The organism is Streptomyces cacaoi (assembly GCF_006539165.1).
GTDB lineage: Bacteria > Actinomycetota > Actinomycetes > Streptomycetales > Streptomycetaceae > Streptomyces > Streptomyces cacaoi.
In genome coordinates, this window is sequence record NZ_BJMM01000031.1 from 70,720 (window position 1) to 92,725 (window position 22,006).

22 protein-coding genes are annotated in these 22,006 nt (G+C 73.7%); 11 read left to right on the top strand and 11 right to left on the bottom strand.

The genetic code is table 11. From position 1 onward, the window contains the following. Window position 1 precedes the first annotated feature (1 nt). From trpA to SCA03_RS24665, 7 genes are read right to left on the bottom strand one after another with little or no spacing between them, the layout of a single operon-like run. Window positions 2-823 (bottom strand): tryptophan synthase subunit alpha, encoded by an 822-nt coding sequence (gene trpA / locus SCA03_RS24635; RefSeq protein ID WP_086816024.1) that lies wholly within the window; start codon window positions 821-823, stop codon window positions 2-4. Then, window positions 816-1,961 (bottom strand): hypothetical protein, encoded by a 1,146-nt coding sequence (locus tag SCA03_RS24640; RefSeq protein WP_086816022.1) that lies wholly within the window; start codon window positions 1,959-1,961, stop codon window positions 816-818. The genes trpA and SCA03_RS24640 overlap by 8 nt, the downstream gene beginning before the upstream one ends. Next, window positions 1,949-2,221, bottom strand: a complete 273-nt coding sequence (locus SCA03_RS24645) for an acyl carrier protein (protein ID WP_086816020.1) — start codon at window positions 2,219-2,221, stop codon at window positions 1,949-1,951. Before SCA03_RS24645 ends, SCA03_RS24640 begins: the two co-directional genes overlap by 13 nt. Beyond that, window positions 2,218-3,828, bottom strand: a complete 1,611-nt coding sequence (locus SCA03_RS24650; protein WP_141275658.1) for an AMP-binding protein — start codon at window positions 3,826-3,828, stop codon at window positions 2,218-2,220. Before SCA03_RS24650 ends, SCA03_RS24645 begins: the two co-directional genes overlap by 4 nt. Then, window positions 3,821-4,855, bottom strand: a complete 1,035-nt coding sequence (locus SCA03_RS24655; protein WP_176602534.1) for a MaoC/PaaZ C-terminal domain-containing protein — start codon at window positions 4,853-4,855, stop codon at window positions 3,821-3,823. Before SCA03_RS24655 ends, SCA03_RS24650 begins: the two co-directional genes overlap by 8 nt. Beyond that, complete coding sequence (locus tag SCA03_RS24660; RefSeq protein WP_141275659.1) at window positions 4,852-6,117, bottom strand: beta-ketoacyl-[acyl-carrier-protein] synthase family protein; 1,266 nt, start codon at window positions 6,115-6,117, stop codon at window positions 4,852-4,854. Before SCA03_RS24660 ends, SCA03_RS24655 begins: the two co-directional genes overlap by 4 nt. A gap of 21 nt (window positions 6,118-6,138) precedes the next feature. After that, entirely contained in the window at window positions 6,139-7,356 is a 1,218-nt protein-coding gene (locus SCA03_RS24665; protein WP_086815114.1) for an aminotransferase class I/II-fold pyridoxal phosphate-dependent enzyme, read from the bottom strand. A gap of 545 nt (window positions 7,357-7,901) precedes the next feature. On the opposite strand from SCA03_RS24665, the gene SCA03_RS24670 reads away from it, so the two are divergent. The 4 genes from SCA03_RS24670 (at window position 7,902) to SCA03_RS24685 (ending at window position 11,238) form a co-directional block, all read left to right on the top strand. Beyond that, on the top strand, window positions 7,902-8,714 hold the full coding sequence (locus tag SCA03_RS24670; protein WP_086815115.1) for an AfsR/SARP family transcriptional regulator: 813 nt from the start codon (window positions 7,902-7,904) through the stop codon (window positions 8,712-8,714). A gap of 237 nt (window positions 8,715-8,951) precedes the next feature. Further along, entirely contained in the window at window positions 8,952-9,683 is a 732-nt protein-coding gene (locus tag SCA03_RS24675; protein WP_086815116.1) for an FG-GAP repeat domain-containing protein, read from the top strand. Between the two features lie 222 nt (window positions 9,684-9,905). Next, the gene (locus SCA03_RS24680) at window positions 9,906-10,469 is read left to right on the top strand and encodes a hypothetical protein (protein ID WP_086815117.1); all 564 of its coding nucleotides are present in this window, start codon (window positions 9,906-9,908) and stop codon (window positions 10,467-10,469) included. 244 nt (window positions 10,470-10,713) lie between these two features. Further along, window positions 10,714-11,238, top strand: a complete 525-nt coding sequence (locus SCA03_RS24685; RefSeq protein WP_030895193.1) for a DUF3291 domain-containing protein — start codon at window positions 10,714-10,716, stop codon at window positions 11,236-11,238. Between the two features lie 26 nt (window positions 11,239-11,264). Here SCA03_RS24685 and SCA03_RS24690 read toward each other — a convergent pair whose 3' ends face one another. Next, complete coding sequence (locus SCA03_RS24690; RefSeq protein ID WP_086815118.1) at window positions 11,265-11,660, bottom strand: ATP-binding protein; 396 nt, start codon at window positions 11,658-11,660, stop codon at window positions 11,265-11,267. Window positions 11,661-11,796: 136 nt separating this feature from the next. Here SCA03_RS24690 and SCA03_RS24695 point away from each other — a divergent pair, with 136 nt between their 5' ends. Together SCA03_RS24695 and SCA03_RS24700 are read left to right on the top strand one after the other, a co-directional pair. After that, the gene (locus tag SCA03_RS24695) at window positions 11,797-12,723 is read left to right on the top strand and encodes a tetratricopeptide repeat protein (protein WP_230988890.1); all 927 of its coding nucleotides are present in this window, start codon (window positions 11,797-11,799) and stop codon (window positions 12,721-12,723) included. Window positions 12,724-12,739: 16 nt separating this feature from the next. Continuing rightward, window positions 12,740-13,408, top strand: coding sequence for a YdcF family protein (locus tag SCA03_RS24700; RefSeq protein ID WP_030874374.1), 669 nt, complete (start codon window positions 12,740-12,742; stop codon window positions 13,406-13,408). A gap of 202 nt (window positions 13,409-13,610) precedes the next feature. Here the strand turns inward: SCA03_RS24700 and SCA03_RS24705 are convergent, their stop codons facing one another. The 3 genes from SCA03_RS24705 to SCA03_RS24715 all read right to left on the bottom strand — a co-directional run bounded on the left by SCA03_RS24705 (window position 13,611) and on the right by SCA03_RS24715 (window position 15,786). Further along, entirely contained in the window at window positions 13,611-14,420 is an 810-nt protein-coding gene (locus tag SCA03_RS24705; protein ID WP_051847089.1) for an SDR family NAD(P)-dependent oxidoreductase, read from the bottom strand. Beyond that, window positions 14,417-15,424, bottom strand: coding sequence for a 3-oxoacyl-ACP synthase III family protein (locus SCA03_RS24710; protein WP_086815966.1), 1,008 nt, complete (start codon window positions 15,422-15,424; stop codon window positions 14,417-14,419). The genes SCA03_RS24705 and SCA03_RS24710 overlap by 4 nt, the downstream gene beginning before the upstream one ends. Window positions 15,425-15,531: 107 nt before the next feature. Beyond that, window positions 15,532-15,786 carry a hypothetical protein gene (locus SCA03_RS24715; RefSeq protein WP_030874382.1) on the bottom strand — a complete coding sequence of 85 codons (255 nt, stop codon included), beginning with the start codon at window positions 15,784-15,786 and terminating at the stop codon, window positions 15,532-15,534. Between the two features lie 303 nt (window positions 15,787-16,089). On the opposite strand from SCA03_RS24715, the gene SCA03_RS24720 reads away from it, so the two are divergent. From SCA03_RS24720 to SCA03_RS24740, 5 genes are read left to right on the top strand one after another with little or no spacing between them, the layout of a single operon-like run. Next, window positions 16,090-16,968, top strand: coding sequence for a class I SAM-dependent methyltransferase (locus SCA03_RS24720; protein WP_030874385.1), 879 nt, complete (start codon window positions 16,090-16,092; stop codon window positions 16,966-16,968). Window positions 16,969-16,978: 10 nt separating this feature from the next. Beyond that, complete coding sequence (locus SCA03_RS24725; RefSeq protein ID WP_230988891.1) at window positions 16,979-18,643, top strand: flavin-containing monooxygenase; 1,665 nt, start codon at window positions 16,979-16,981, stop codon at window positions 18,641-18,643. Between the two features lie 19 nt (window positions 18,644-18,662). Beyond that, entirely contained in the window at window positions 18,663-20,150 is a 1,488-nt protein-coding gene (locus tag SCA03_RS24730; protein ID WP_086815964.1) for an FAD-binding protein, read from the top strand. A gap of 24 nt (window positions 20,151-20,174) precedes the next feature. Beyond that, the gene (locus tag SCA03_RS24735; RefSeq protein ID WP_086815962.1) at window positions 20,175-20,687 is read left to right on the top strand and encodes an SRPBCC family protein; all 513 of its coding nucleotides are present in this window, start codon (window positions 20,175-20,177) and stop codon (window positions 20,685-20,687) included. Further along, the gene (locus SCA03_RS24740; RefSeq protein ID WP_268932856.1) at window positions 20,684-21,817 is read left to right on the top strand and encodes an alpha/beta fold hydrolase; all 1,134 of its coding nucleotides are present in this window, start codon (window positions 20,684-20,686) and stop codon (window positions 21,815-21,817) included. Before SCA03_RS24735 ends, SCA03_RS24740 begins: the two co-directional genes overlap by 4 nt. The last annotated feature ends 189 nt before the right edge of the window (window positions 21,818-22,006 follow it).

Consider the following 22,006-nt stretch of genomic DNA (forward strand, 5'->3'; position numbering starts at 1 on the left):
CTCAACTCCTGTTCGGCGTGGGTGCGAGGGAACGCACCGGCTGGACGGACCGGACGAACGCGCCGAGCGCACGGACCGGGTCGCGCCCCTCTTCGAGGGCGCTCTCGATCCGGGCGACCCCGGCGGAGCCGATGACCGCGGCATCGGCCCCGCAGGCCGCGACGGCCTGCACGTCCTGCCGGGTCCTGACCCCGAAGCCGACGGCTATCGGGGAGCTGGTGAGCGACCGCAGCCCGGCGACCGTGCCGGCGAGCGCGCCGTGTCCGGCGGCGGGCGCGGTGCCGCTGCGGCCGTAGTGGGCCACGAGATACAGATAGCCGGAGGCGTCGGCGGCGGCCCGCGCCCGCACCCGGTCGGGGCTGTTCTGGTAGCAGGTGGAGACGACCGGCAGCCCGGCGTGCCCGGCGGCGGCCAGATGGGTCTCGCGCAGCCGCGGCGGCAGCGCGTGCACCAGCACGCCGTCGGCCCCGGCCGCCGCGATCTCGCCGAGCGCCGCCGCGTGGTCGCGCCGCTTGAGGGAGTGGCTCCAGTCGACGAGCAGCGCGACCCGCAGCCGGCGCAGCCGGGGCCGGAACCCAGCCAGGCACTCCAGCACCTCGTCGAGCCCGGTGCCGCGCTCCAGGGCGCGGCGGGCCGAGCGCCGGATGACGGGGCCGTCGGTGACGGAGTCCGGGAAGGGGACGGCCAGTTCGAGGCAGTCGGTGCCCTGCTCGTCGAGCGCGAGGGCGAGGTCCGGCAGGGCGTCGAGGGGCGGATCGCCGGCGTTGACGAAGAGGGCGAGGCCGGGGCGCCCCGGCCCGCTCCGGGTGAAGAAGTCAGCCACGGGCCACCTCCGGCTCGGGTGCTCTCCCGGGACCGCCCGCCGCCCGCCGACCGGCCGCTTCCGCCGCCGTGCCGCTGACCCGCTCCACGAGGGCGCGCACGGCGCCGGAGGCGATCGCCTCGCGCGCGTCCGCGACCGCGGCGGCCCAGTCGGCCCGGTGCCCGGCGGCCACGGCGAGCGCCGCGGCGTTGAGGCAGACGGTGTCGACGGCGACGGGGTGGGCCGCACCGGACAGCACGGCGAGGAAGTGCGCGGGCGCCTCCTCCGGTTCGACGGGGCGCAGCTGGGCGAAGCCGCCGTCGCCCCGGGTCAACGCGCCCGCCTTCAGGTCGAGTCGCCCTTCCTGGGTGTGCACGGTGTTGTCGCTGAAGCCGAGCAGTTCGTCGGCGCCGTGCGCGTTGCCGGTCAGCCAGATCCGGCGGCCCGTACCGGCCGCCTGCGCCGCGGCCAGCGCGCGCAGCGTGTCCAGGGGCACGGCGTGCGAGACGCCGGTGACCTGCGCCGCGACCGGCAGTTCGGCGAGGAACGGCCCGAGTGCGTTGAGGAACCGGCCGAACGGCCGCATACCGAGCGGCAGTACGGTGCGGGCCAGCCGGGTCAGCTCCGCCGGGTAGACGAACGGCCCGGCGAAGGCGATGCCGTCCCGCCCGAGGGCCGCGGCCGTCTCCGCGTACGAGGAGGTCAGCCGCACCCCGAGCCGCTGGAGCAGATCCACGGAGCCCAGCTGGGAGGTGTAGGCCCGCGAGCCGGTCTTGACGACCCGGACACCGCAGGCAGCGGCGGTGAAGGCCGCCGCCGTCGAGATGTTGAAGGTGGCGGGGCCGCCGCCGGTGCCGACGATGTTGACGGCGCCCGAGGTGTCGACGGCACCGGCGCTGCCCAGGGCGTCGGCGGCACCGCCGGTCCCCAGGGCCTCGGCGGCGCCCGCGGTACCCGGGGCCGGGCGCCGCTCGTGCAGGGACTCGATCAGGGCGCGCAGGGTGTCGGAGCCGGGGAGCCTGGTCGTCAGCGAGGCCAGCAGGGCGACGGCCTGCTCCTTTCCGAGCGTGCCGTCGCCGAGCCGGTCCCACAGCGAGCGCCAGGTCTCGCGCTCGGCCACCGGACGTCCCGCGAGCAGTCCGGTGATCACCTCGTGCATGGCTGGCTGCCCACCCGCTGGGGCGCGGCGGCGACGAACGCGTCGATGGACGCCGCGCTGCGGAAGTTGTCCGGGTCCAGGTCGGTGTCGTCGACGGCGAGCCCGAACCGTTCCTCGACCCAGGCGATCAGCTTGAGCACGCCCAGGCTGTCGATGACGCCGTCGGAGAGGAGGTCGTGGTCGTCGGCGAGCTGCTGGGGGGTGACGTCGGGCAGGAACTCCTCGACGATGAACTGCTTGATGGTCTCGATGTGACTCATGACGTCCTTCCTTCGGCTGTGGGCAACTCGCTGAGCCGGCCGAGCGCGGTGCGGTCGACCTTTCCTGTGGAGGTCTTGGGCAGCGGCCCGTCGACGACCGTGAGGGCCGACGGGACGGCCGCCTTGGGCAGGCCGAGGGCGCAGTGCTGCTTGAGCTGGAGGCTGTTGAGCGCGGCGCCGGGCCTGCGGCGGACCCGGGCGACGAGGCTGCGCCCGGTCAGCGGGTCCGGCCGGGCCGTGACACCCGCCTCCAGCACGGCGGGGTGCCCGAGCAGCACCCGCTCGACCTCGGCGGTGTTGACCGCGACACCGCGCACCTTGACCTGGTGGTCGCGGCGCCCGGTCAGATGCAGCCGTCCCTCGGCGTCCCTGCGGACCAGATCGCCGGTGCGGAACCAGGCGCGGGCAGCGTCCGCACCGCCGTCCGCGCCGACGTGCGCGCCGTCGGCCTGCTCGGGGTCCGACCCGGCGTCCGACCCGCCGTCCGCGCCGCTGTCCGCGCCGTCGGCCGGGGCCTCACCGGCGGGCCGGAGCGCCGCCGGATGCCCGGTGAAGGCGCCCCTGTGGCGGGTGCGGTCCAGATAGCCGGGCGACTGGAAGGGCGTGGAGACGTACAACTCCCCCGCGCCCGGGCCCTCGACGACGGCGCCGTCCGCGTCGACGACGAGCGCCGCCGCACCGGGCACGGGCCGGCCGATGGGCACCGGGCGGTGCACCGCATCGCGGTCGATCTCGTGGACGAAGCTGTCGTTGGTCTCGGTGCAGCCGTAGATGTTGTGCAGCCGCGCGTTCGGGAACAGGCCCGGCAGCTGGACGAGGACGCGCTGCGGCACGGCGTCCCCCGTGACCATGAGGTGGCGCACCGCCGGCAGCCGCCGCACACCGGCCCGCCGGGCCGCGTCCGCCACCAGCGCGTGCACCATCGGCACGGCCTGCACGACGTGCACCGTCCCGCTCTCCAGCAGCCCCAGCAGATGGCCGCCGCGCACCCCGCGGTCGGGGTCGACGAGGACGACGTGACCGCCGTGCGCCAGCGTCGTCCACACATCCAGCAGGCACAGATCGAAGTTGAGCGGCGCGTGGTTGAGGACGCCGGTGCCGGGGCCGATGCCGAAGGCCGGCCCGGCCCAGGCGGTGAACCGGTCCACGGCCGCGGCACCCAGCGGCACGATCTTCGGCAGCCCGGTGGAGCCGGAGGTGGTCAGCATGAACGTGGTGCCGTCCGGCACGGGCTGCGAGGCGACGCCGGAGTCCGGCAGCACCCGCTCCGCCGTGCCCTGCGGCGCCAGGACGGCGCGGCAGCCCGCCTGCGCGAACAGGTCGGCGAGCTGGGCGTCCGCGAGCGCGGGCGAGGGCAGCAGGAAGGGCCGCCCGGTCAGCACACAGGCCAGCACCAGCGCGATCGTCGCCGGGGACTTGGGGGCCAGCACACCGACCGGCTCAGCGGGGGCGAGCCCGAGCAGCGCCAGCCGCTCCCGCTCACGGCCCGCGGCCTCGTACAGGGCGCGGTAGCTCACCTCCTCGCCCTGCCACACGAGGGCGGGCGCGTCGGGCCGGGCCCGCACCTGACCGAGGAAGCCGCCCGCGAGACCGAGGTGTTCACGCATCGCGGCCACCGCCCTCCGGTGCCAGCTCCACCCAGCCGCTCTTGACGGCCGGGCCCGCGGGGGTGCGGCAGGAGTAGCGCACGGCGCGGGGTGCGCCCGGGCCGCCGTCCGGCTGGAGGGTCAGCTCCACCGGAACCCCCGGGTGGACGGGTGCGGAGAACCGGCCGCCGACGGCGGTGATGCGGGCGATGTCGCCGTCCGCGTACCGGTCGGCGATCTCCTCGCAGGCGAGGGCGATCACATGCATGCCGTGCACGAGGACGGTCTCGAACCCGGCGGCGCGTGCCGCGGCCGGATCCAGATGGATCGGGTTGAGGTCCCCTGCGGCGTGGGCGTACGCGCGCACCTGCTCGGCGGTCAACTCCCGTGTGACGACGGACGGTTCGCCGTTCTCCCCGGACGCGGGCGGGGGTGCGGCCGGCGGCAGCGAGCCGAAGGGGGCGACGCCGGTGGCTCCCTGGAGCAGCGCGGTGGTGGTCAGCTCGGCGACGGCGGCGGTGGCGGCGTCGCCGACGGGGGCGGTGTCCCGGCCGTCGTCCCCGGTCAGCCGGGTGCGGACGGCGACGCGGGTGCCCTGCGGCTCCCGCCGCGCGCCGGCCACCTCCAGCGTGGGGACGAGCGTCTCCCCGGGCCGCACGGGCCGGGCCAGCCGGATCTCCTGGGCGAGGTGGACGACGGTCGGCGGCTCGGGCTCGACGGCGGCCAGGGCGCGCACCGTCTCGTCGGCGAGCGCGTGTGCCAGCACGAAGGCGTGCACGGGCGAGGCGTCGGCCGTCCGCGCGGCGGGCGCCCCGGCGCGGACGGCGGCCCGGTAGGCGGTCACCGCCGCGGCGTCGAGGGGGTGCGGGGTTCCGGTGACGGGACCGGCGGCAGGGGCGGGCGCGGGGCCAGCGGCACCGGCAGCGGGGCCGACTCCACCGGTCGGGGCCGGAGCGGCGGCAGGGCCGACACCACCGGCGGAGGCGGCAGCGGCGGGAGCGGTGGCCCCGGTGGCGGGGCCGGACCCGGTGCGGGCGGGGGCGGTCATGACGGCACCACCACCAGGGCCGCGTTGTGACCGCCGAAGCCGAAGGAGTTCGACAGGGCGGGCCCGGGTGCGACGGTGCGTGGCGTGCCGTGGACCACGTCGATGTCCATTCCTGGCTCCTGGCGTTCGTGGTTGGCGGTGGGCGGCACCTCACCGGCACGCATCGCCTGCACGGCGGCGACGAGTTCGACGGCGCCCGCGGCGCCGATGAGGTGGCCGACGACGCTCTTGGTCGCGGTGACCGGCGGGGTGCGGGAGCCGAACACCTTGTGCAGGGCCTCGGCCTCGGCCCGGTCGTTGTGCTCGGTCGCGGTGCCGTGCGCGTTGATGTGCGCGACGTCCGCCGGCGCGAGCCCCGCGTCGGCGAGCGCGGCGCTCATCACCTCGGCCGCGCAGGCGCCGTCCGGCTGCGGCATGGACAGGTGGTAGGCGTCGGTACCGGAGGCGTACCCGGCCACCTCCGCGTAGCGGCGGGCGCCGCGGGCCACCGCGTCCCGGGTGCGTTCCAGGACGACGAAGGCGGAGCCCTCCCCCATCACGAAGCCGTCCCGGTCGGCGTCGAACGGGCGGCAGGCGCGGGCGGGTTCGTCGTTGCGCAGCGAGACGGCGCCCAGGTTGCCGAATCCGGCGAGCGTGACCGGTGTCAGCGTCGCCTCGCAGCCCCCGGCGATCACCACGTCGGCGCGGTCGGCACGCAGCAGCGCGAGGGCGTGGCCGACGGCGTCGGCGCCGCTCGCGCAGGTCGTGGCGACGGTCAGCGCGGGGCCCGTCCAGCCCAGCCGCATCGCCAGGTGCGCGGCGGCGGCGTTCGGCATGGTCAGCAGCGGCATCAGCGGGTTGACCCGGTGCGGGCCGCCCTCGGTGAACAGCGCCGACTCGCGGTCGCTGACCGTCCGCCCGCCGACCGCGTTGCCGACGACGAGCGCTGTACGGGCCGGGTCGGGGGCGGGCGCGCCCGCGTCCCGGTGCGCGGAGAGGGCCGCGGTGGTGCCGTAGACCGCGAACGGGTCCATGCGCCGGGCCTCCTTGCCGGTGACGCCGACGGCGGCGCTCGCGGCGTCGAGACCGCGCACCGGGCAGCCGATGCGCACCCGGTGCCGCGCCAGTTCGGGGCGGTCCAGGGCGGTGGCGGTGGAGCGGCCGGCGCGCAGCGCGGCCCAGAGGTCCTCGGGCGTGCACCCCGCCGGGGTGACGACCCCGATCCCGGTGACCGAGACGGCACTGCGGCCCGGCCGGCGTTCAGTGGTCCGTTCAGTGGTCATGGTGGAATCCCGTGCGTCTCGTCAGGCGGGCAGGATGCGGCAGGCCCGGGCGGAGGCCACGAACGCCTCGGCCGCCGCGTCGATGTCGTCGGCGGTGTGCCGTGCGGTGACGGCGATCCGCAGCCGGGCCAGGTCGTTGGGCACGGCCGGGCTGACGACCGGCAGGCCGATCACCCCGTTCTCCCGGCAGGTGGTGGCCAGGTCGTAGGCGGCCTCGTCGGATCCGGCGATCAGCGGCAGCACCGCCGTCTCGCTGTTCTGGGTGCGCAGCCCCGCGGCGTTCAGCCGGGTGCGCAGCCGCTCGGCCTGGTGCTGGACGTGCGCGACCCGCTCCGGTTCGCGCCGCAGGATCCGCAGTGCCTCCAGCGCGGCGGCGGCCTGCGCCGGGCCGAGCGCGGCGGAGAAGAGGAACGGGCGTGCCGCGTACCGCAGATGGGCGATGAGCGCGGCCGGCCCGGCGACCCAGCCGCCCATCGAGGGGATGGCCTTGGAGAGGGTGCCGAGCTTGATGTCGACCTCGCAGCCGGGGCCGAAGTGGTCCTCGATACCGCCCCCGACGGGGCCGATGACGCCGAGCGCGTGCGCCTCGTCGACCATCAGCAGCGCGTCGTGCTCGTCGCACACCTTGCGCAGCTCGGGCAGCGGCGCGATGTCGCCGTCCATCGAGTAGACGCTGTCGACGATGACGAGCCGGACACCGCCCGGGTCCGCGGCGCGCAGCCGGCGGGCCAGGTGGTCGACGTCGTTGTGCCGGAAGCGGGTGACGGTGGCGCCGGACAGCCGGCAGCCGTCGACGATGCTCGCGTGGTCGTACTTGTCGATGAACACGGTGTCGCCGGGGCCGACGATGCCCGCCACGGTGCCGACGTTCGCCGCGTAGCCGGAGCCGAAGACCATCGCACGCTCGCGGCCGGCGAACCGGGCGACCTCGGCCTCCAGTTCCTCGTGCAGCGGAATGCTGCCCGCGAGGGCCCGCACCCCGTGGTTGCCGGTGCCGTACAGGTCGAGGGCGGCCTTCGCCGCGGCCACCACCCGCTCGTCACCGGCCAGCCCCAGATAGCTGTACCCGGACATCATCAGCAGCCTGCGCCCGTCGAGTTCGGCGTACGCGCTGTCGCGTTCCACGGTGTAGGCGACGAAACTGTTGCGCCGCGCGGGCTCCCATTCCAGCGACTGCACGCGTTCTTGAGTGGCGGCCAACTTGGATTCGAGCCGTTTCCAGCCTCCGGAAGTGTTCACCTGCGTCTCCTCGGTCCGCGCTTTCGGCTTTGTCCCTCGCGTCGAGAATTCTTCGCCGGGCACCGCAAGACGGGCGCAACACCGGCGCGACCAGCGGGTTCCCGGCGGCTTTAGCCGGAATCAATCGGCGTACGACGTCCGGGGAGGAGGCTGCCGGGCGTGCCGCCGCACACATTCCGGCGCCCGGCGGAAAGGCAGCACGTCGACGCCCGGAACGGGCGGCAACCCCCTTGCCGGGAACGCCGGAAGACGCCGAAGTCACCCGAACCCGCCGAACGCGCCGAAACGCGCCGAACGCGCCGAACGCGCCGAACCCACTGAACCCGCGAACCCGCCGCATCCGCCGCATCCGCCGAAGCGGCCGGGAGGGGCCGAAGAGGCCGGCAGGTGCCGGACCGGAGAACTCGGCACCGCCCGTGGACGCGGCGGAATTCCGCCGGGCGGCGCCGAGGAACACCGCGGCGGCCGGCACGACCGCACGGCAAGGAACCGCACACGCTCCGGCGCCCTTTCCCACGGGCGCGCCGATGTCATGGGGGACCGTAATGCTGATCCGACTGTCCGGCCTGGTCACCATCGAACACGAGGGCTTCCCGCCCCAGCACCTCTCCAGCGCCCAGGCCCAGGTGGCCTTCGCCCGGCTCATCCTGGAGCGCTCCTCGGGAACCGGGCGCGACCAGCTCGCGGACACCATCTGGCCCGAGGGCCTGCCCAACACCTGGGCGTCCGCGCTGCGCAGCGTCGTCAGCCGGGTCCGCTCCCACCTCACCTGCCCGCACCAGAAGCCGGGCGAGACGCCCCTGGTCTCGCAGGGCGGCCGGTATCTGCTGCGCCTGCCCGACGACGCGGCCGTCGACATCGAGGCCGCCGACGTCGCCGTCACCGAGGCGCAGGACGCCTACGCGGCCGGCGCCCACGCCGTCGCCCACCAGCTCACCGCCGGCGCCGTCAGCAATCTGCGCGGCTCCTTCCTGCCCGCGCACGACGGCGAATGGGTGTGCGCCGTCCGCGAATGGGTCGACGAACTGCGGCTGCGCGCCCTGGAGTTGGCGAGCCTGTCCGCCTCGGCGCTGCACGACGAGCACCACGCCCTGCGCTACGCCGACGAGGCCGTGCGCCGCGCCCCGCTCCGCGAGAGCGCCCACCGCTGCCGGATGACCGCGCACACCGCCGCCGGCAACCGCGCCGAAGCCCTGCGCGCCTACCAGGACCTGCGCGAACTCCTCGTCGAGGAACTGGGCATCGACCCCTCGGCCGAGACCCAGCACACCTATCTGCGGCTGCTGCGCACCCCGGACCCGGCACCCGGCGCCGCGCCCGCACCGGCCTCTCCGCGTGGCCGCGCCGCCCACCGCTGACTCCCCGCCGTCGAGCGGTGGTCCGGCCCCCGCGCCCGTGCGGCGCGGGGGCCGACGTGTGTGCGCGGCAGCCGTCGCGCGCGGGTCCGGGGCGGGTGCGGCGCCGGCCCGGAAGGCCCCGGTCGAGGAGCGCCGGAAAGTCGTTTGTCACAGGCGCGTCACGCGGCGGGTCCGTCGTGAACTCCCGTGGCGGGGCCCGCATCAGACACCGCGACAACGACAGAATGGAGCTTGCCCATGCTTCGCACCCGTTCCCGCTGGATCGCCGCACCGCTCGCGGCCGCCGCCCTGAGCCTGTGCTACGCCGGCTACCAGGCCGGCGCCGCCGAACCGGCCGACTCGGGCAAGGCCGCCGCCGGCGCCTCGGCCCCCTGCCTGGCCGACGCCACCACGCTGCTCGGCGACCTCGACGGTGACGGCATACAGGACCGCATCAGCAACCCCGGGCACGACGGCACCAAGATGACCGTCGAGTGGGGCAAGAAGGACGGCACGTTCGGCGAGAAGGTCGCCGTCAAGGACCTCCTCGGCACCAAGAAGGGCGAGGAGGCGACCGCGGCCGTCGCCGACTTCGACAACGACGGCACCCTGGACCTGGTCGTCAACATCGTCGAGCCGAGCGGCGGCGACGACCCCTCGACGGCCCGCCTCGCGGAATACCGTCCGGGCCCGCTGAACCGCGCGGACCTGTCCTCCCCCGACGCCACGCACTCCGACATCGGTGACATGGGCGAGGTGCAGGGGCTGAGCGTCGCCCGCTACAACGACGACGCGTACCCCGACCTCGCCGTGCTGAACAACGCCGGCGACGGCGTCACCGACCGCGACGTGCGCCTGTCGAAGCCGGACGGCGGCCTCGCCGGCTTCGACCGCGAGCAGAACAACAAGTACGGCGAGACGGGCACCTGGGCCGAGCCGCCCGCCATGCCCACCGACGGCTGGGCCTCGTTCTACAAGGGCTGCTCCTGAGCTGACCCGCACCGGGCGCAGCGGCCGGCCCTCCCGGCCGCGCACCGCCCGGTAGCGCGGCAGGACGGCCGCGCCGGAGTACCGGCCCGGTACTCCGGCGCGGCGTCCGGCACCGCTCCACCGGTGGCAGGCAGTGCCATCCGCCCGCCGACACCCGAAACCACCGGCCCTGCCCGCCGTAGGCAGACCCGCAGACCCCGCAGACCCGTTGAGGAGACCTCGATGCCCGCCCGGAAGTTCTCGGTATTCGCCCTCGCCGCCGTCGCCGCCGGCCTGGCGCTCACAGCCTGCGACAACACCGGCGCGAGCAACGACTCGTCCGGCGAGCCCGGCCCGTCGGCCTCCGCGAGCGCCTCCACGTCCTCGGACGGCTCCGCGGCCGACGCCTCCCAGCGGGACGGGGAGCGCTGCACCAACAAGATCGACTACGCGGGCGACCCGCGCTCCAACGCCGAGATCAACTCCATCGGCGCCGACACCGGAAAGTGCCCGGCCCCGCAGAAGAGCAGCAGCGCGGCACCCGACACCCCCAACGAGAAGGACGCCCGCTGCACCGACAAGTTCAACTACGCGGGCGACCCGCGCTCCAACGCGGAAATCAACTCCATCGGCGCCGACACCGGAAAGTGCCCGGCCCCGCAGAAGGACGATGTGAAGCCCGGCACGCCGAAGAAGGACGGCGTCAAGTGCACCGACCAGGTCAACTACGCCGGTGACCCGCGCCCCAACGCGGAAATCAACTCCATCGGCGAAGAGACCGGCACCTGCCCGCCCCCGGCCAAGTAACGGCACGCTCCCGGCCTTTCCCCTCTCCCTGACGCCCGCCCGGCCCGCTCCCGAAGCAGGCCGGGCGGCATCGTGCCGCACCCCGAAAAAGCCCGTACGGAAGGCCACTCGAAGAGGAAAAACGCAACTTCGACAGGGCTCGCCGAGACAGCTACCTTCACCGGGCCCTCGGCGGCCGGGAACGGCCGCACAGGGATTCCTTCGGGACCGCACCCGGCACCCGCCCCGGACCAGGGAGAGACGTATGCCCCGTCTTGCGCTGTACACATTCGGCGTCCTGAAAGCGCCTCTCGCCGACCCCGCACCCCTCACGCAGGAGTTCTACGACATCGGAGAGACCGTCTACCGGGAGATCGCCCGCCACCCCGGATATCTCGCACACGCCGAAGCGGAACACGGCGACCGGGGCTCGCACTTCGAGGCGGACTGGGGCGCCTGGGGAGAGTTCGCCGTACCGTCCTGGTACGACAAGGGCCGCACAGCGCAGACCACCGCCCTCGCCGCGACCCTCTCCCTCTGGACCGGCCTGCGCCCCGCCTTCGACGCCGTCCACACCGGCCTGCACCGCGAGGCGCTGCGCAGACGCCACGACTGGTTCGAGAGAACCGGACACCCCGGCCACGTCCTCTGGTGGACCCCCGACACCACCACCCCCACCTGGCAACACGGCGTGACCCACCTCCACCACCTCCACACCCACGGCCCCACCCCCCACGCCTTCACGTTCCGGCATGCGTACGCGCCGGACGGGAGCGTGGGGGGTGCCTAGGGAAGCTCCCGGGAACCGGGGGCCGCTCAGGTCTCCCCGGCGGTCTTGAAGCACGCCCAGACGAGCTTTCCGCAGGGGATGCGCTCCTCGACGCCCCAGCCGTCGGCCAGCGCGTCGACCAGGGCCAGCCCGCGTCCGGTGGTGTCCACGGCGGTGGCCCGGCGGGCCTTCGGGCGCCGGGCGCGGCCGTCGTGCACTTCCGTCCGCACCACGTCCCCCTCGACAACGAGCCCGACCAGGAACCCGTGGCCGGGAGCGGTGCCGTGGACGACCGCGTTCGTGGCGAGCTCGGAGACACAGAGCCGAATGTCCTCGGCACGGCCCGACACGCCCCACTCGGCCAGGATCTCGGTGACGAAGGCCCGTGCCCGACCGACCGACTCGGGGCGGGCCTCGAAGAACCGTCGGATCGTCCGGGTCATCGCGGCCCGCACAGTTCGACGCCCGGCACGCACGTGGCACCGGACCGACGGATGCCGTCCGCGCGCGGGCCGCCGGTCCGGCGACGCTCCGTGAGAGGTTCCATGCTCGGGACCGTCCCCCAGGGTTCGGGAAGCAGTGACACTCCGAGCGTGCCGTCCGGCCAAGTCGGCGCCCATCACCCACCGTTCCACTTCCGTTCCACTTCTGTACCGCCGACTGCCCCGGATCTGCTTCGATGACAGGCGGAAGGGCTGTGAGTACGAGTCGTGGGCCGACGACCTCGACCGCGTCGTCGTCGCTCTGTCCCGGCAGCACTTCGCGTTCGCCGACGCTCTCCTGACCCGGTGGCTGGTGCGGTTCCGGGCCGCCGCGCCGGACGAGAAGGGCCTGTACCTCCTGGCCCGCTCCCACGCGCTGCTCGGCGACCTCGGACGCGACCGGGGCGCCGTGCGGGGCCCGCTGTCGGCCCGGCACTCCTATGCCGCCGCCCGGGCGGTCTTCACCCAGCTCGGCATCCCCCGCCGTGTCGCCCAGCTCGACCTGTCCCTCGCGGTCGTGGACGAGATGTCCGGGAAGCTGGAGATCGCCGCCCGCAGTTACGCATCCCTCGCCGACGACGAGCGACTCGCCCACCGCGACCGGGCGAGGGCCCGGCTGTGGGTGGGGACGGCCCTGAGCAAGGACGGCCGGCACGAGTACGCCACCCGCGTCATGCGGGGCGCGATCCGCGACTTCGAAGACCTCACCGAGCCGGACGACTGGTCCGTGGCCCACCAGAAGCTCGCCCTCGCCCGGCGCGGCGCCGGCGACCTCGACCAGGCGCTGCGCTTCATCGACGTCGCCCGGACCAGCGGGCCGGCCGACTCACCGATGCAACGCGTACGCCTGGACACAGCACACGGCCACATCCTGCTGTCCGACGCGGCGAGCAGGGAGGATGGACTTCTCGTCCTCGACCGGGCCGCCCAGGTGGCCGCGCAGTACGGACTCGTGCACCAGCTGCGCAGTATCGGGAGCGTCAAGGCCATGAGCGAGGGGCCGGCCGGCCCCCGGCAACGGTGACCAGGGAGAAGAGCACGTGCGCGACGACCAGCAGGCCCTCACCGAGGACCAGTGGCACCAGGCCACGGTGATCTGGAACTACCACCGGATGCGGCACCGGCTGCGGCCGGTCGACGTGGCGATCGGCCTGGGCAGCCACGACCTCGGCGTCGCCGCCCGCTCCGCCGAGCTGTACCGCTCCGGACTGTTCCCCACCCTCGTGTTCACCGGCGGCAACAGCCCCACCACGCAGGCTCGTTTCCCCCGTGGGGAGGCCGTCCACTTCCGCGAGCACGCCGTGGAACTCGGCGTTCCCGCCGAGGCGATCCTGGTGGAGCCCCACGCGAGCAACACCGGGCAGAACATCGCCTTCTCGCGTGCGCTTCTCGCCGACGCGGGGATGCACCCGGCCACGGTGCTGCTGATCTCCAAGCCCTACATGGAAAGGCGCTCGTTCGCGACCGCCCGGAGGCTGTGGCCGGAGGTCGAAGTGCTGTGCGCCGCGGAGCCGTTGGAGTTCGACGACTACCTCAAGACCATCGGGGACGGGAGGCTCGTTCTGGACATGCTCGTCGGCGACCTGCAACGGGTCATCGAGTACCCCCGGCTCGGATTCGCGATCGAGCAGGAGGTCCCGGACGACGTGCACGCCGCATACGAGTCGCTTGTCCGGGCCGGCTTCACCCGCCGCCTCATCACCTCGTGACCTGTCCGCCCCCGCCCAGCCCCGGTAGCCCCTCTCGACGGCGTGACGATCAGCGCCGGACGAGGCCCGGTACGCGCAGGGCACCCCGGCGGTAAGGGTCGAAATCGAGGAACCCCAGGGGCGTCGGGCCCAGGGGGTGGAAGGGATGGCGGCCTGCCCGGGGAGGGTGGGCAGGCCGCCAGAGGGGGGTGGAGCCGCGGGGTCAGGTGAGGGTGACGCCGCTGTCGATGCTGAGGGTCTGGCCTGTCATGCAGTCCTGGTCGAGGAACAGGCCCATGCTGCGGGCGACTTCCTCGACGGTCACGAACCGGGGAACGGGAGCCTTGGCCTCCATCCCCTCCTTGACCTTGTCGGACAGCCCCTCCGTCATCCCGGTGATCATGAACCCGGGCGAGAGCGCGTTGACGGTGACGCCGCGGCGCCCGCACTCGGCGGCGAGGGTCCGGGTGAAGCCGATCAGCCCGGCCTTGGAGGCCGAGTAGGCCGTCTGGCCGGAGGTGGCGATCAGGCCGGACGGCGAGACGATGTTGACGATGCGTCCCCACCGCTGGCGCAGCATGTGGCCCACGGCCACCCGCGCGGTGTGGAAGGAGCCGACGAGGTTGGTGCGGATGACGTCGGCCCAGTCGTCGGGCGACTGCATGGCCATGAGCGCGTCCTTGCGGATGGCGCCGTTGTTGACGAGGACGTCGACGGGCCCGAGGTCGTCCGCGATCCGCTCGTACAGGGCGCGGACGGCGTCGTAGTCGCCGACGTCGCCGGTGACGACGGTGGCGTCGTTGCGCAGCTTGTCGCGGACGGCCCGCGCCGCGGCCTCGGAACGGTTGTAGTGGACGGCGACCCGGCAGCCGAGGGCGTCCAGTTCCAGGGCGAGGGCCTGGCCGAGGCCGCCGGAGGCGCCGGTGACGAGGGCGACGGGCTGTTCGGGCCGCCCGGACGCCTTTCCGCCGGCCGGCTGCCCGGCGGGGGCGGCAGGAGTGCCGTCCTGTGCGGTGGTGTGCGTGGCGCTCATGCGGACCCCTTCCTGTTGTCGCCCCAGCCCGCGCCCCACTCCAGCAGCACGGACCCCCAGGTCATGCCGGCGCCGAAGCCCGCGAGCAGCACGGTGTCGCCGCCGTGGATGCGTCCCGCGTCGAGCGCCTCGGTCAGCGCGATGGGTATCGAGGCGGAGGCGGTGTTGCCGTACTTGTCGAGGTTGGTGACGAGGGCCTCGGGCCGCAGCCCGGTGTGGCTGACGATGGAGTTGATGATGCGGATGTTGGCCTGGTGGGGCACGACGTGGCACACCTCGGGCGCCTCGACCTTGGCGGCGGCCAGCGTCTCGCGGACGGTGCGCACGGTGTAGCGCACGGCGTTGAGGTAGATCTCGTTGCCGTTGATACGGGCGTAGTGCAGGCCCTGGCGCACGGTGTCCTCGGTGGTGGGCATCCGGCTGCCGCCGGCGAGCACCTTGAGGCTGCCGGTGCACCGTCCGTCGGCGCCGAGGTTCCAGCCGAGCACCGGGTCGTCGGCGGACGGCTCCAGCACGAGCGCGCCGGCGCCGTCCCCGACGAGGATGGACAGGTCCTTGTCGGCGGGGTCGACGGTGAGGGTGTGGGTGTCGGAGCCGATCAGCAGCACCGGGCGCGGGTCCATCCGCAGCAGCCCCATCGCCTGGACGAGGCCGTAGACGAAGCCCGCGCACTCGGAGTTGACGTCGTGTGCGCTGCCGGCGATGCCGAGGTCGTGGTGGACGAACGCGGAGGTGGCCGGAGAGGGCTGTTCCGGGGTGGCGGTGGCGACGATCAGGTGGGCGATCTCGCCGGGCTCCCGTCCGGCCCTCTCCAGGGCGCGCCGGCCGGCCTCGACGGCCAGCGAGGCGGTGGTCTGCCCGGGTCCGACGGCCCGCCGTTCCCGGATCCCGCACCGGCTGACGACCCACTGCTCGTCGACGCCGAAGCGCTCCGCGAGCTGGGTGCTGGTGACCACGCGTTCGGGTACGGCCATGCCCCACCCGGTGATCTCGAAGCCGTTCACAGCGGTTCTCCGTTCACTTCTGCGCGTGCGCGGCAGCCCGCACCTTTCGCTGTCGTCCGCGGCCCGGCAGCCGCGGACGCGTCGTTGACAGGCACGCCCTGCCTCCCTCAGACCTGGGCCGGTGCGAGCGCCAGCAGCCGCTCGTGGATGACGCGCAGCGTGGTGGTGTCGTCGATGTCGGCGAACAGCGACTCGTCGGCGGGGATGTGCGGGTACGCGTTCTGGAAGCCGTACAGCCACTCCATCAGGTCCAGGGAGTCCACGTCCGCGATGTGCTGGAGCGGCTGGTCCGGCTCGACCTTCTCGGCGCCGGAGACGGCCTCCAGCTGGGTGGCGAGTTCTTCGATGGTGGGCAGGGACATGGTCTCGGTCCTCTCTGACGGGGTGCTGAGGTGTGCCCGCTCACGGTCGGAGGGGCCCGGCGGCTCGCACCGGGGTGGAACGGGTCCGGGCGGTGCCCGGGGCCCGTCGGGGCCCGGCCGTTCACCGGGCCCGCCTCGAATGGAACCCCCCGGCACGCAAGGGGGGCGCAACACGGCTGTCACGCGCGCTTGTTGCGCGCGGCTTGCAGCGAACCGCTTGGCTTCAGGCATCCATCCGTACGCGGCCCGTAGCCGGTCCGCGCAGGAGCCAGGACCCGTACCCGCAGAGGGAGTTGAGAGGCCATGACGACGGTCGCGGACAGGTCGGTCCCCGAGGTCGACGCGATCAGGCACCACTACGAGGTGAGCAACGACTTCTACCGTCTGCTGCTGGGCCCGACGATGATGTACTCGGGCGGCTACTGGGAGGAGGGCGAGGGCCTCACCCAGGCGCTCGACGAGGCCCAGGAGCGCAAGCTGGACCGCTTCGTGGAGCTGGCCGGCGCCGCGGGCGCGGGCCGGGTGCTGGACATCGGCTGCGGCTGGGGCACGATGCTCAACCGGGCGACGTCGGTGCACGGCGTCCGCGAGGGTGTCGGGCTGACGCTCAGCCGCACCCAGGAGCGGTTCGTCGCCTCCCTGGACAATCCGCGCATCACGGCGCGGGTGGAGAGCTGGGAGGACCACGTCGCGGACGAGCCGTACGACGCGGCGTTCTGCATCAACGCGCTGGAGCACTTCGTCAGTTCGGAGCTGCCGCCCCGGGAGCGGGCGAAGAAGTTCCGGGTGTTCTTCCAGAAGGTGGCGGCGAATCTGCGGCCGGGTGCGCGGCTGGTGCTGCACACGATGACGGCCGAGGCGCTGCCGATGAACCGCAGGCTGCTGGACGATCTGAAGTTCCTCCAGCGTTCGGAGTTCGAGAACTGCCACATCCCGCATCTGCACGAGCTGACGGGCGGCGCCGAGGGCCTGTTCGACGTCGTGGAGATCGTCAACGAGCGCGAGTCGTTCGCCGTGGCCTGCCGTGCGTGGCTGGAGCTGCTGGCGGCCCGCAGGGACGAGGCGGTCGCGCTGGAGGGCGAGGAGGTCGTGGCCCGCTTCGAGCGCTATCTGGACATCTTCGCCTACACGCTGGAGGACCGCTTCTTCAACAACTTCCGCATCACCGTGGCGCGGCGCTGAGGAGGCCGGCATGACGAGCACGACGCACATGGCGAGCACGACACATCCGACGGGCACCGCGGACGCGCCGGACGCCGCACAGCCGGCCGGCCCCGCCGGGGCGGGCCTCGCGCAGAAGGCGGGCACGCCCGGGCCCGCCGGCGGCCGGCCCGCGTCCGCGCCCGCGTCCCGGGGCGGCGGGCCGACCCGGCATCTGCGGGTGGCGGTCGTCGGCAGCGGCTTCTCCGGCCTGGGCATGGCGATCCAGCTGCTGCGCAAGGGCATCGACGACTTCCTCGTCTTCGAGCGCGCCGACGAGGTGGGCGGCACCTGGCGGGACAACTCCTACCCGGGGTGCGCGTGCGATGTGATGTCGCACCTGTACTCGTTCTCGTTCGCGCGCAACCCCGGCTGGTCGTCGACGTTCGGCAAGCAGGCCGAACTCCAGGCGTACCTGCGCGCGTGCGCCGACCGGTTCGGGGTGCGCGGGCACATCCGCTTCCGCCACGAGCTGCTGTCGGCCACCTGGGACGAGGACACCCGCTGCTGGCATCTGGTCACCTCCGGCGGCGAGTACACCTGCCAGGTGCTGGTGACCGGCACCGGCTATCTGAGCGAGCCGGCCGTCCCGGACATCGAGGGCCTGGACTCCTTCGAGGGCACGGTCTTCCACTCCTCGCGCTGGGACCACGAGCACGACCTGGCCGGCCGCCGCGTCGCCGTCATCGGCACCGGCGCCTCCGCGATCCAGTTCGTGCCGAAGATCCAGCCGGAGGTCGGCCGGCTGGACCTCTACCAGCGCACCCCGCCGTGGATCGGCCCGAAGAACGACAAGGCGACCACCGCTCTCCAGTCCTGGCTGCTGCACAAGGTGCCCGGATACCAGCGGTTCCGGCGGAACTTCAACATGTGGGGCCGGGAGATCCTGGCCTTCGTGATGTCCCGGCCGAAGGTCGCGGCGAAGATGCAGAAGATGGCGAGCGACCATCTGAAGAAGAGCGTTCCGGATCCCGCGCTGCGGGCGAAGCTCACGCCCGACTACGTACTGGCGTGCAAGCGGCTGCTGTTCTCCGACGCGTACTACCCGGCCGTCCAGCAGCCCAATGTCGAACTCGTCACGGATTCCATCGAGCGGATCGGCCCGCGCTCGGTGATCACCGCGGACGGCACCGAGCGGGAGGTCGACACGATCATCCTGGGCACCGGGTTCCAGGCCACCGACCGGCCCGTCGCCGGCCGGATCCGGGGCCGGGACGGCGTCCTGCTGCGCGACATGTGGAAGCGGCAGGGCATGGCGGCACACCGCGGAACGACGATTTCCGGATTCCCCAATCTGTTCATGCTGCTGGGCCCGAACACCACGCTGGGGCACTCCTCGCAGGTGGTGATGATCGAGGCGCAGATCCGCTATGTGCTCGGCGCGCTGGAGGAGATGTCCAAGCGGAATCTCGCCAGCGTCGAGGTCCGGTCGAAAGCCCAGTCGGAGTGGAACAAGAAATTGTCCGCAAAGCTCGACGGAACCGTCTGGAACGCAGGAAACTGCCGCAGCTGGTATCTCGACGAGCACGGGCGCAACCCCTCCATCTGGCCTACCTACACGTGGCGTTTCCGCCGGCAGACCCGGCGATTCGATCCGCACGAATACCAGCTCGCCACGAGCGTCGGAGCGGGGAGACCGGCCGTGCGTCTGCCATGACGAACGGGAGACGACGACGATGACGAGCAAGAGACTGTCCCGCCGTGGCGTCCTGGGCGGGCTGGCCGCCGTGACGGTGACCGGCTGGAGCGCCACCCAGGGCTGGACGGCCGCCGCCCAGGGGCACGCACCCGCCGACACGGTGTCCGTCCCGGACCTGGACGGCACCCTGGAGACCTCCCCGGACGCGGTCCGTCCGTTCGGGGAGGACTTCGGCAAGCTGGTGAGCGGGGCGCCGTGGGCGGTGCTGCGGCCCGGCTCCGTGCGGGACATCTGCACGATGGTCACCTTCGCGCGGAAGAACAAGCTGACGCTCGCGATGAACGGCCGCAGCGGCACCGGCGACGACATCGAGTCGCACTCCTGCTACGGCCAGGCCGAGGCGCCCGGCGGGATATCCGTCGACGCGCGCGGCCTGTCGAAGATCGTGCGCATCGGCTCCGACCGCGCCGTGGTCGAGGCCGGAGCCAGCTGGGCCCAACTGACCCGCGCGGCAGCGGAGAAGGGGCTGACGCCGCCCGCGCTCACCGACTATCTGCACCTGTCGGTGGGCGGCACGCTCAGCCTGGGCGGCGTCGGCGGCACCGTCCAGAAGTACGGACTCCAGACGGACAACGTCCTCTCGGTCGATGTCGTGACCGGCACCGGCCGGCTGGTGACCGCCTCCCGGACGCAGAACCGGGCACTGTTCGACGCGGTACTGGGCGGCGGGGGCCAGTGCGGCATCATCGTGCGCGCCGTCCTGAAACTGATCAAGGCGCCGGAGCGCGCCCTGGTCTTCAGCCTCTACTACGACGACCTCGACACCTATCTCGCCGACGCCGAGAAGGTGATGGCCGACGGCCGCTTCCACGCGCAGGCCGGTGAACTCCTGCGCAAGCCGGACGACTCCGGCTGGCACTACAAGCTGGAGGCCGCCGCGTACTGGTCGGGCGGCACGGCGCCCGACCGGGAGAAGCTGCTGGCCGGGCTGCGCGACGACCGGCCGGCCGCCGGCATCGAGGACGGCACCTACCTCGACTACATGTTCCGGCTCGACCTGTTCGAGGCGTATCTGAAGGAGGAGGGCTTCTGGGATCAGCCCAAGCCGTGGCTGAGCCTGTTCCTGCCCGCGTCGAAGGCCGGGGAGTTCATGGAGCTGGTGGCCTCCCAGCTCACTCCCGAGACGCTCGGCGGCGGCTTCCTGCTCTTCTACCCGTACCCCACGGCGAAGGTGACCCGGCCGCTGACGGTGCAGCCCGGCGAGCCGGTCACCTACCTCTTCGACCTGCTGAACTTCCCCGCGCCCGGCAACCCCGACATCGACAAGATGCTCGCGAACAACCGGAAGCTGTACGACGAGGCCGTGGCGCTCGGCGCCAAGCGCTACCTGGTCGGCGCCGTGCCGGGGATGACGCGGGACGACTGGCGCAAGCACTTCGGGGACCAGTGGAAGGCGTTCGAGGCCGCGAAGCGCCGCTGGGACCCCGATGGCGTCCTCACCCCCGGTCAGGGGTTCTTCTCCTGACCCGACCGACACAGGAGTAGCGGCATGAACGGTTACGACCTCGTCGACGAGGCAGTCGTCGACGCGCCCTGCGACGCCGTCTGGGAGGCGCTGCTGGCGGAGTTCCGCGGCGCGGCCCGCTGGTGGGTACCGTCCAACACCTTCGCCCCGGCCTCGGGTTCGCCCGACCGGGTCGGCGGCGAGGTGCGGGTGACGGTGCACACCAAGGGCGTCGAGGGCGGCGGCCCCAAGCTGCGGTTCACCGCGCGGACGACCGGTGTCGAGCCCGGCCGGCGGCTGGACGTCGAGTACGTCGACGGCGTCTTCCGCGGGCCGAGCAGCTTCCGGCTCGACCCGGTCGGCGACGGCAGCAGGACCCGGATCGGTATGCGCTTCCAGGGCCGGCCGCACGGCTGGCTGAAAGCGCTCGCCAAGGTGACCGACGTGGGCCTGGAGCACTCGAAGGCCACCAGCGCGGCCTTCGTCGCCCTGGGCGACCTGCTCGCGCAGGACCGGCCGGCCGGCAGCGCCGCCGCGGGCACCGGGGGGCGGTCATGACCGGCATGCTCACCGAACACTCCGCGGGCGCCCGGGACTTCACCGAAGCCCCCGGCGCCACCGGAGCCGACGCCGACACCGCACACTCCGCACACTCCGCCCGCCCCGGGCACCCCGCGGGCGCGGTGCCGGACCCCTCCGCGGTGGCCGGTGCCGGGACGCCCGGGGGGTCCGCGCCCCGGGCGGCGGAGACGACGGTGTGCACGGACGACGGCGCACGGCTGGCCGTCTCCGTGCTCGCCCCGCTGGCCCCCGCGTCCGGCACGACGGTCGTCCTCGCACACGGCTGGGCCGCGGCCCGCCGGGTGTGGGGCGGCGTCGCCGACCGGCTGATCCGCCGCGGCCACCGTGTCGTGGCCGCCGACCTGCGCGGCCACGGCGCCTCCACCCCGGGCGGCGCGCCGTTCAGCGTGCCGCGGCTGGGCGCCGACCTGGCCGCCGTACTGGAACACACCGGGGCCCGGGACGCCGTCCTCGTCGGTCACTCCGGCGGCGGCTTCGCCGCACTCTCGTACGCGACGGACGAGGCGAGCGCCCCGGCCGCCCGCGCGCTGCGCGGCCTGGTGCTGCTCGGCACGGCGGCGCACGACCAGGACACCCCGGACAGCGAGGTCCGCATGATGGGCAGCGCCCTGTTCTCCCGGGCGCTGGCCCGCCCCGCGCTGGGCCGCAGGCTGCTGGCGCAGACGATGGGCAAGGGCGTCGACCGGCGCGCCCTGGAGGTCAACCGGCAGATGTTCGCCGCCACTTCGCCACGGGTACGGGCCGACGCGTTCCGCTCCTCGCGCGGCATGGACCTGCGCGCGGCCCTGGCCGCCGTGCACACCCCCGCCGTCGTCCTGGCCGGCGACGGCGACCGCGTCATCGCCCCGCACCTGGGGCACGCCGTGGCCGAGGCGCTGCCCCGGGCACGCTTCACCCGGCTGCCCGGGGCCGGACACATGCTGCCCCTGGAACGCCCGGACGAGATCGTCTCCGCCGTCGAGAGCGTCCTCGGCGACGGGACCGTCGCCGCCGACGAGGACGCCCGGCCCGCGGGGTCCACAGCGCCCGCTGCGTCCGCGGTGTCCGATGCGCACCCAGCGACCGTCACCACCGTGGCCTCCTCGACCTCCTCGGCCTCCGGCTGACCGCCCCCGACTCACCCGGCTGCACAGCCCCGCTCACCCGGCCCCGGACGCCCGTCCGGGGCCGGCCTCCGTATGCGGACCGGCTGCCCCGGCGCCGGTGCTGCCGTTGTACGGTCCGGCCGTCCGGGACCGATGCCCGTTGCACGAACCGGCCGTCCGAGGCTGGTGCCCGTTGCACGGACCGGCTGT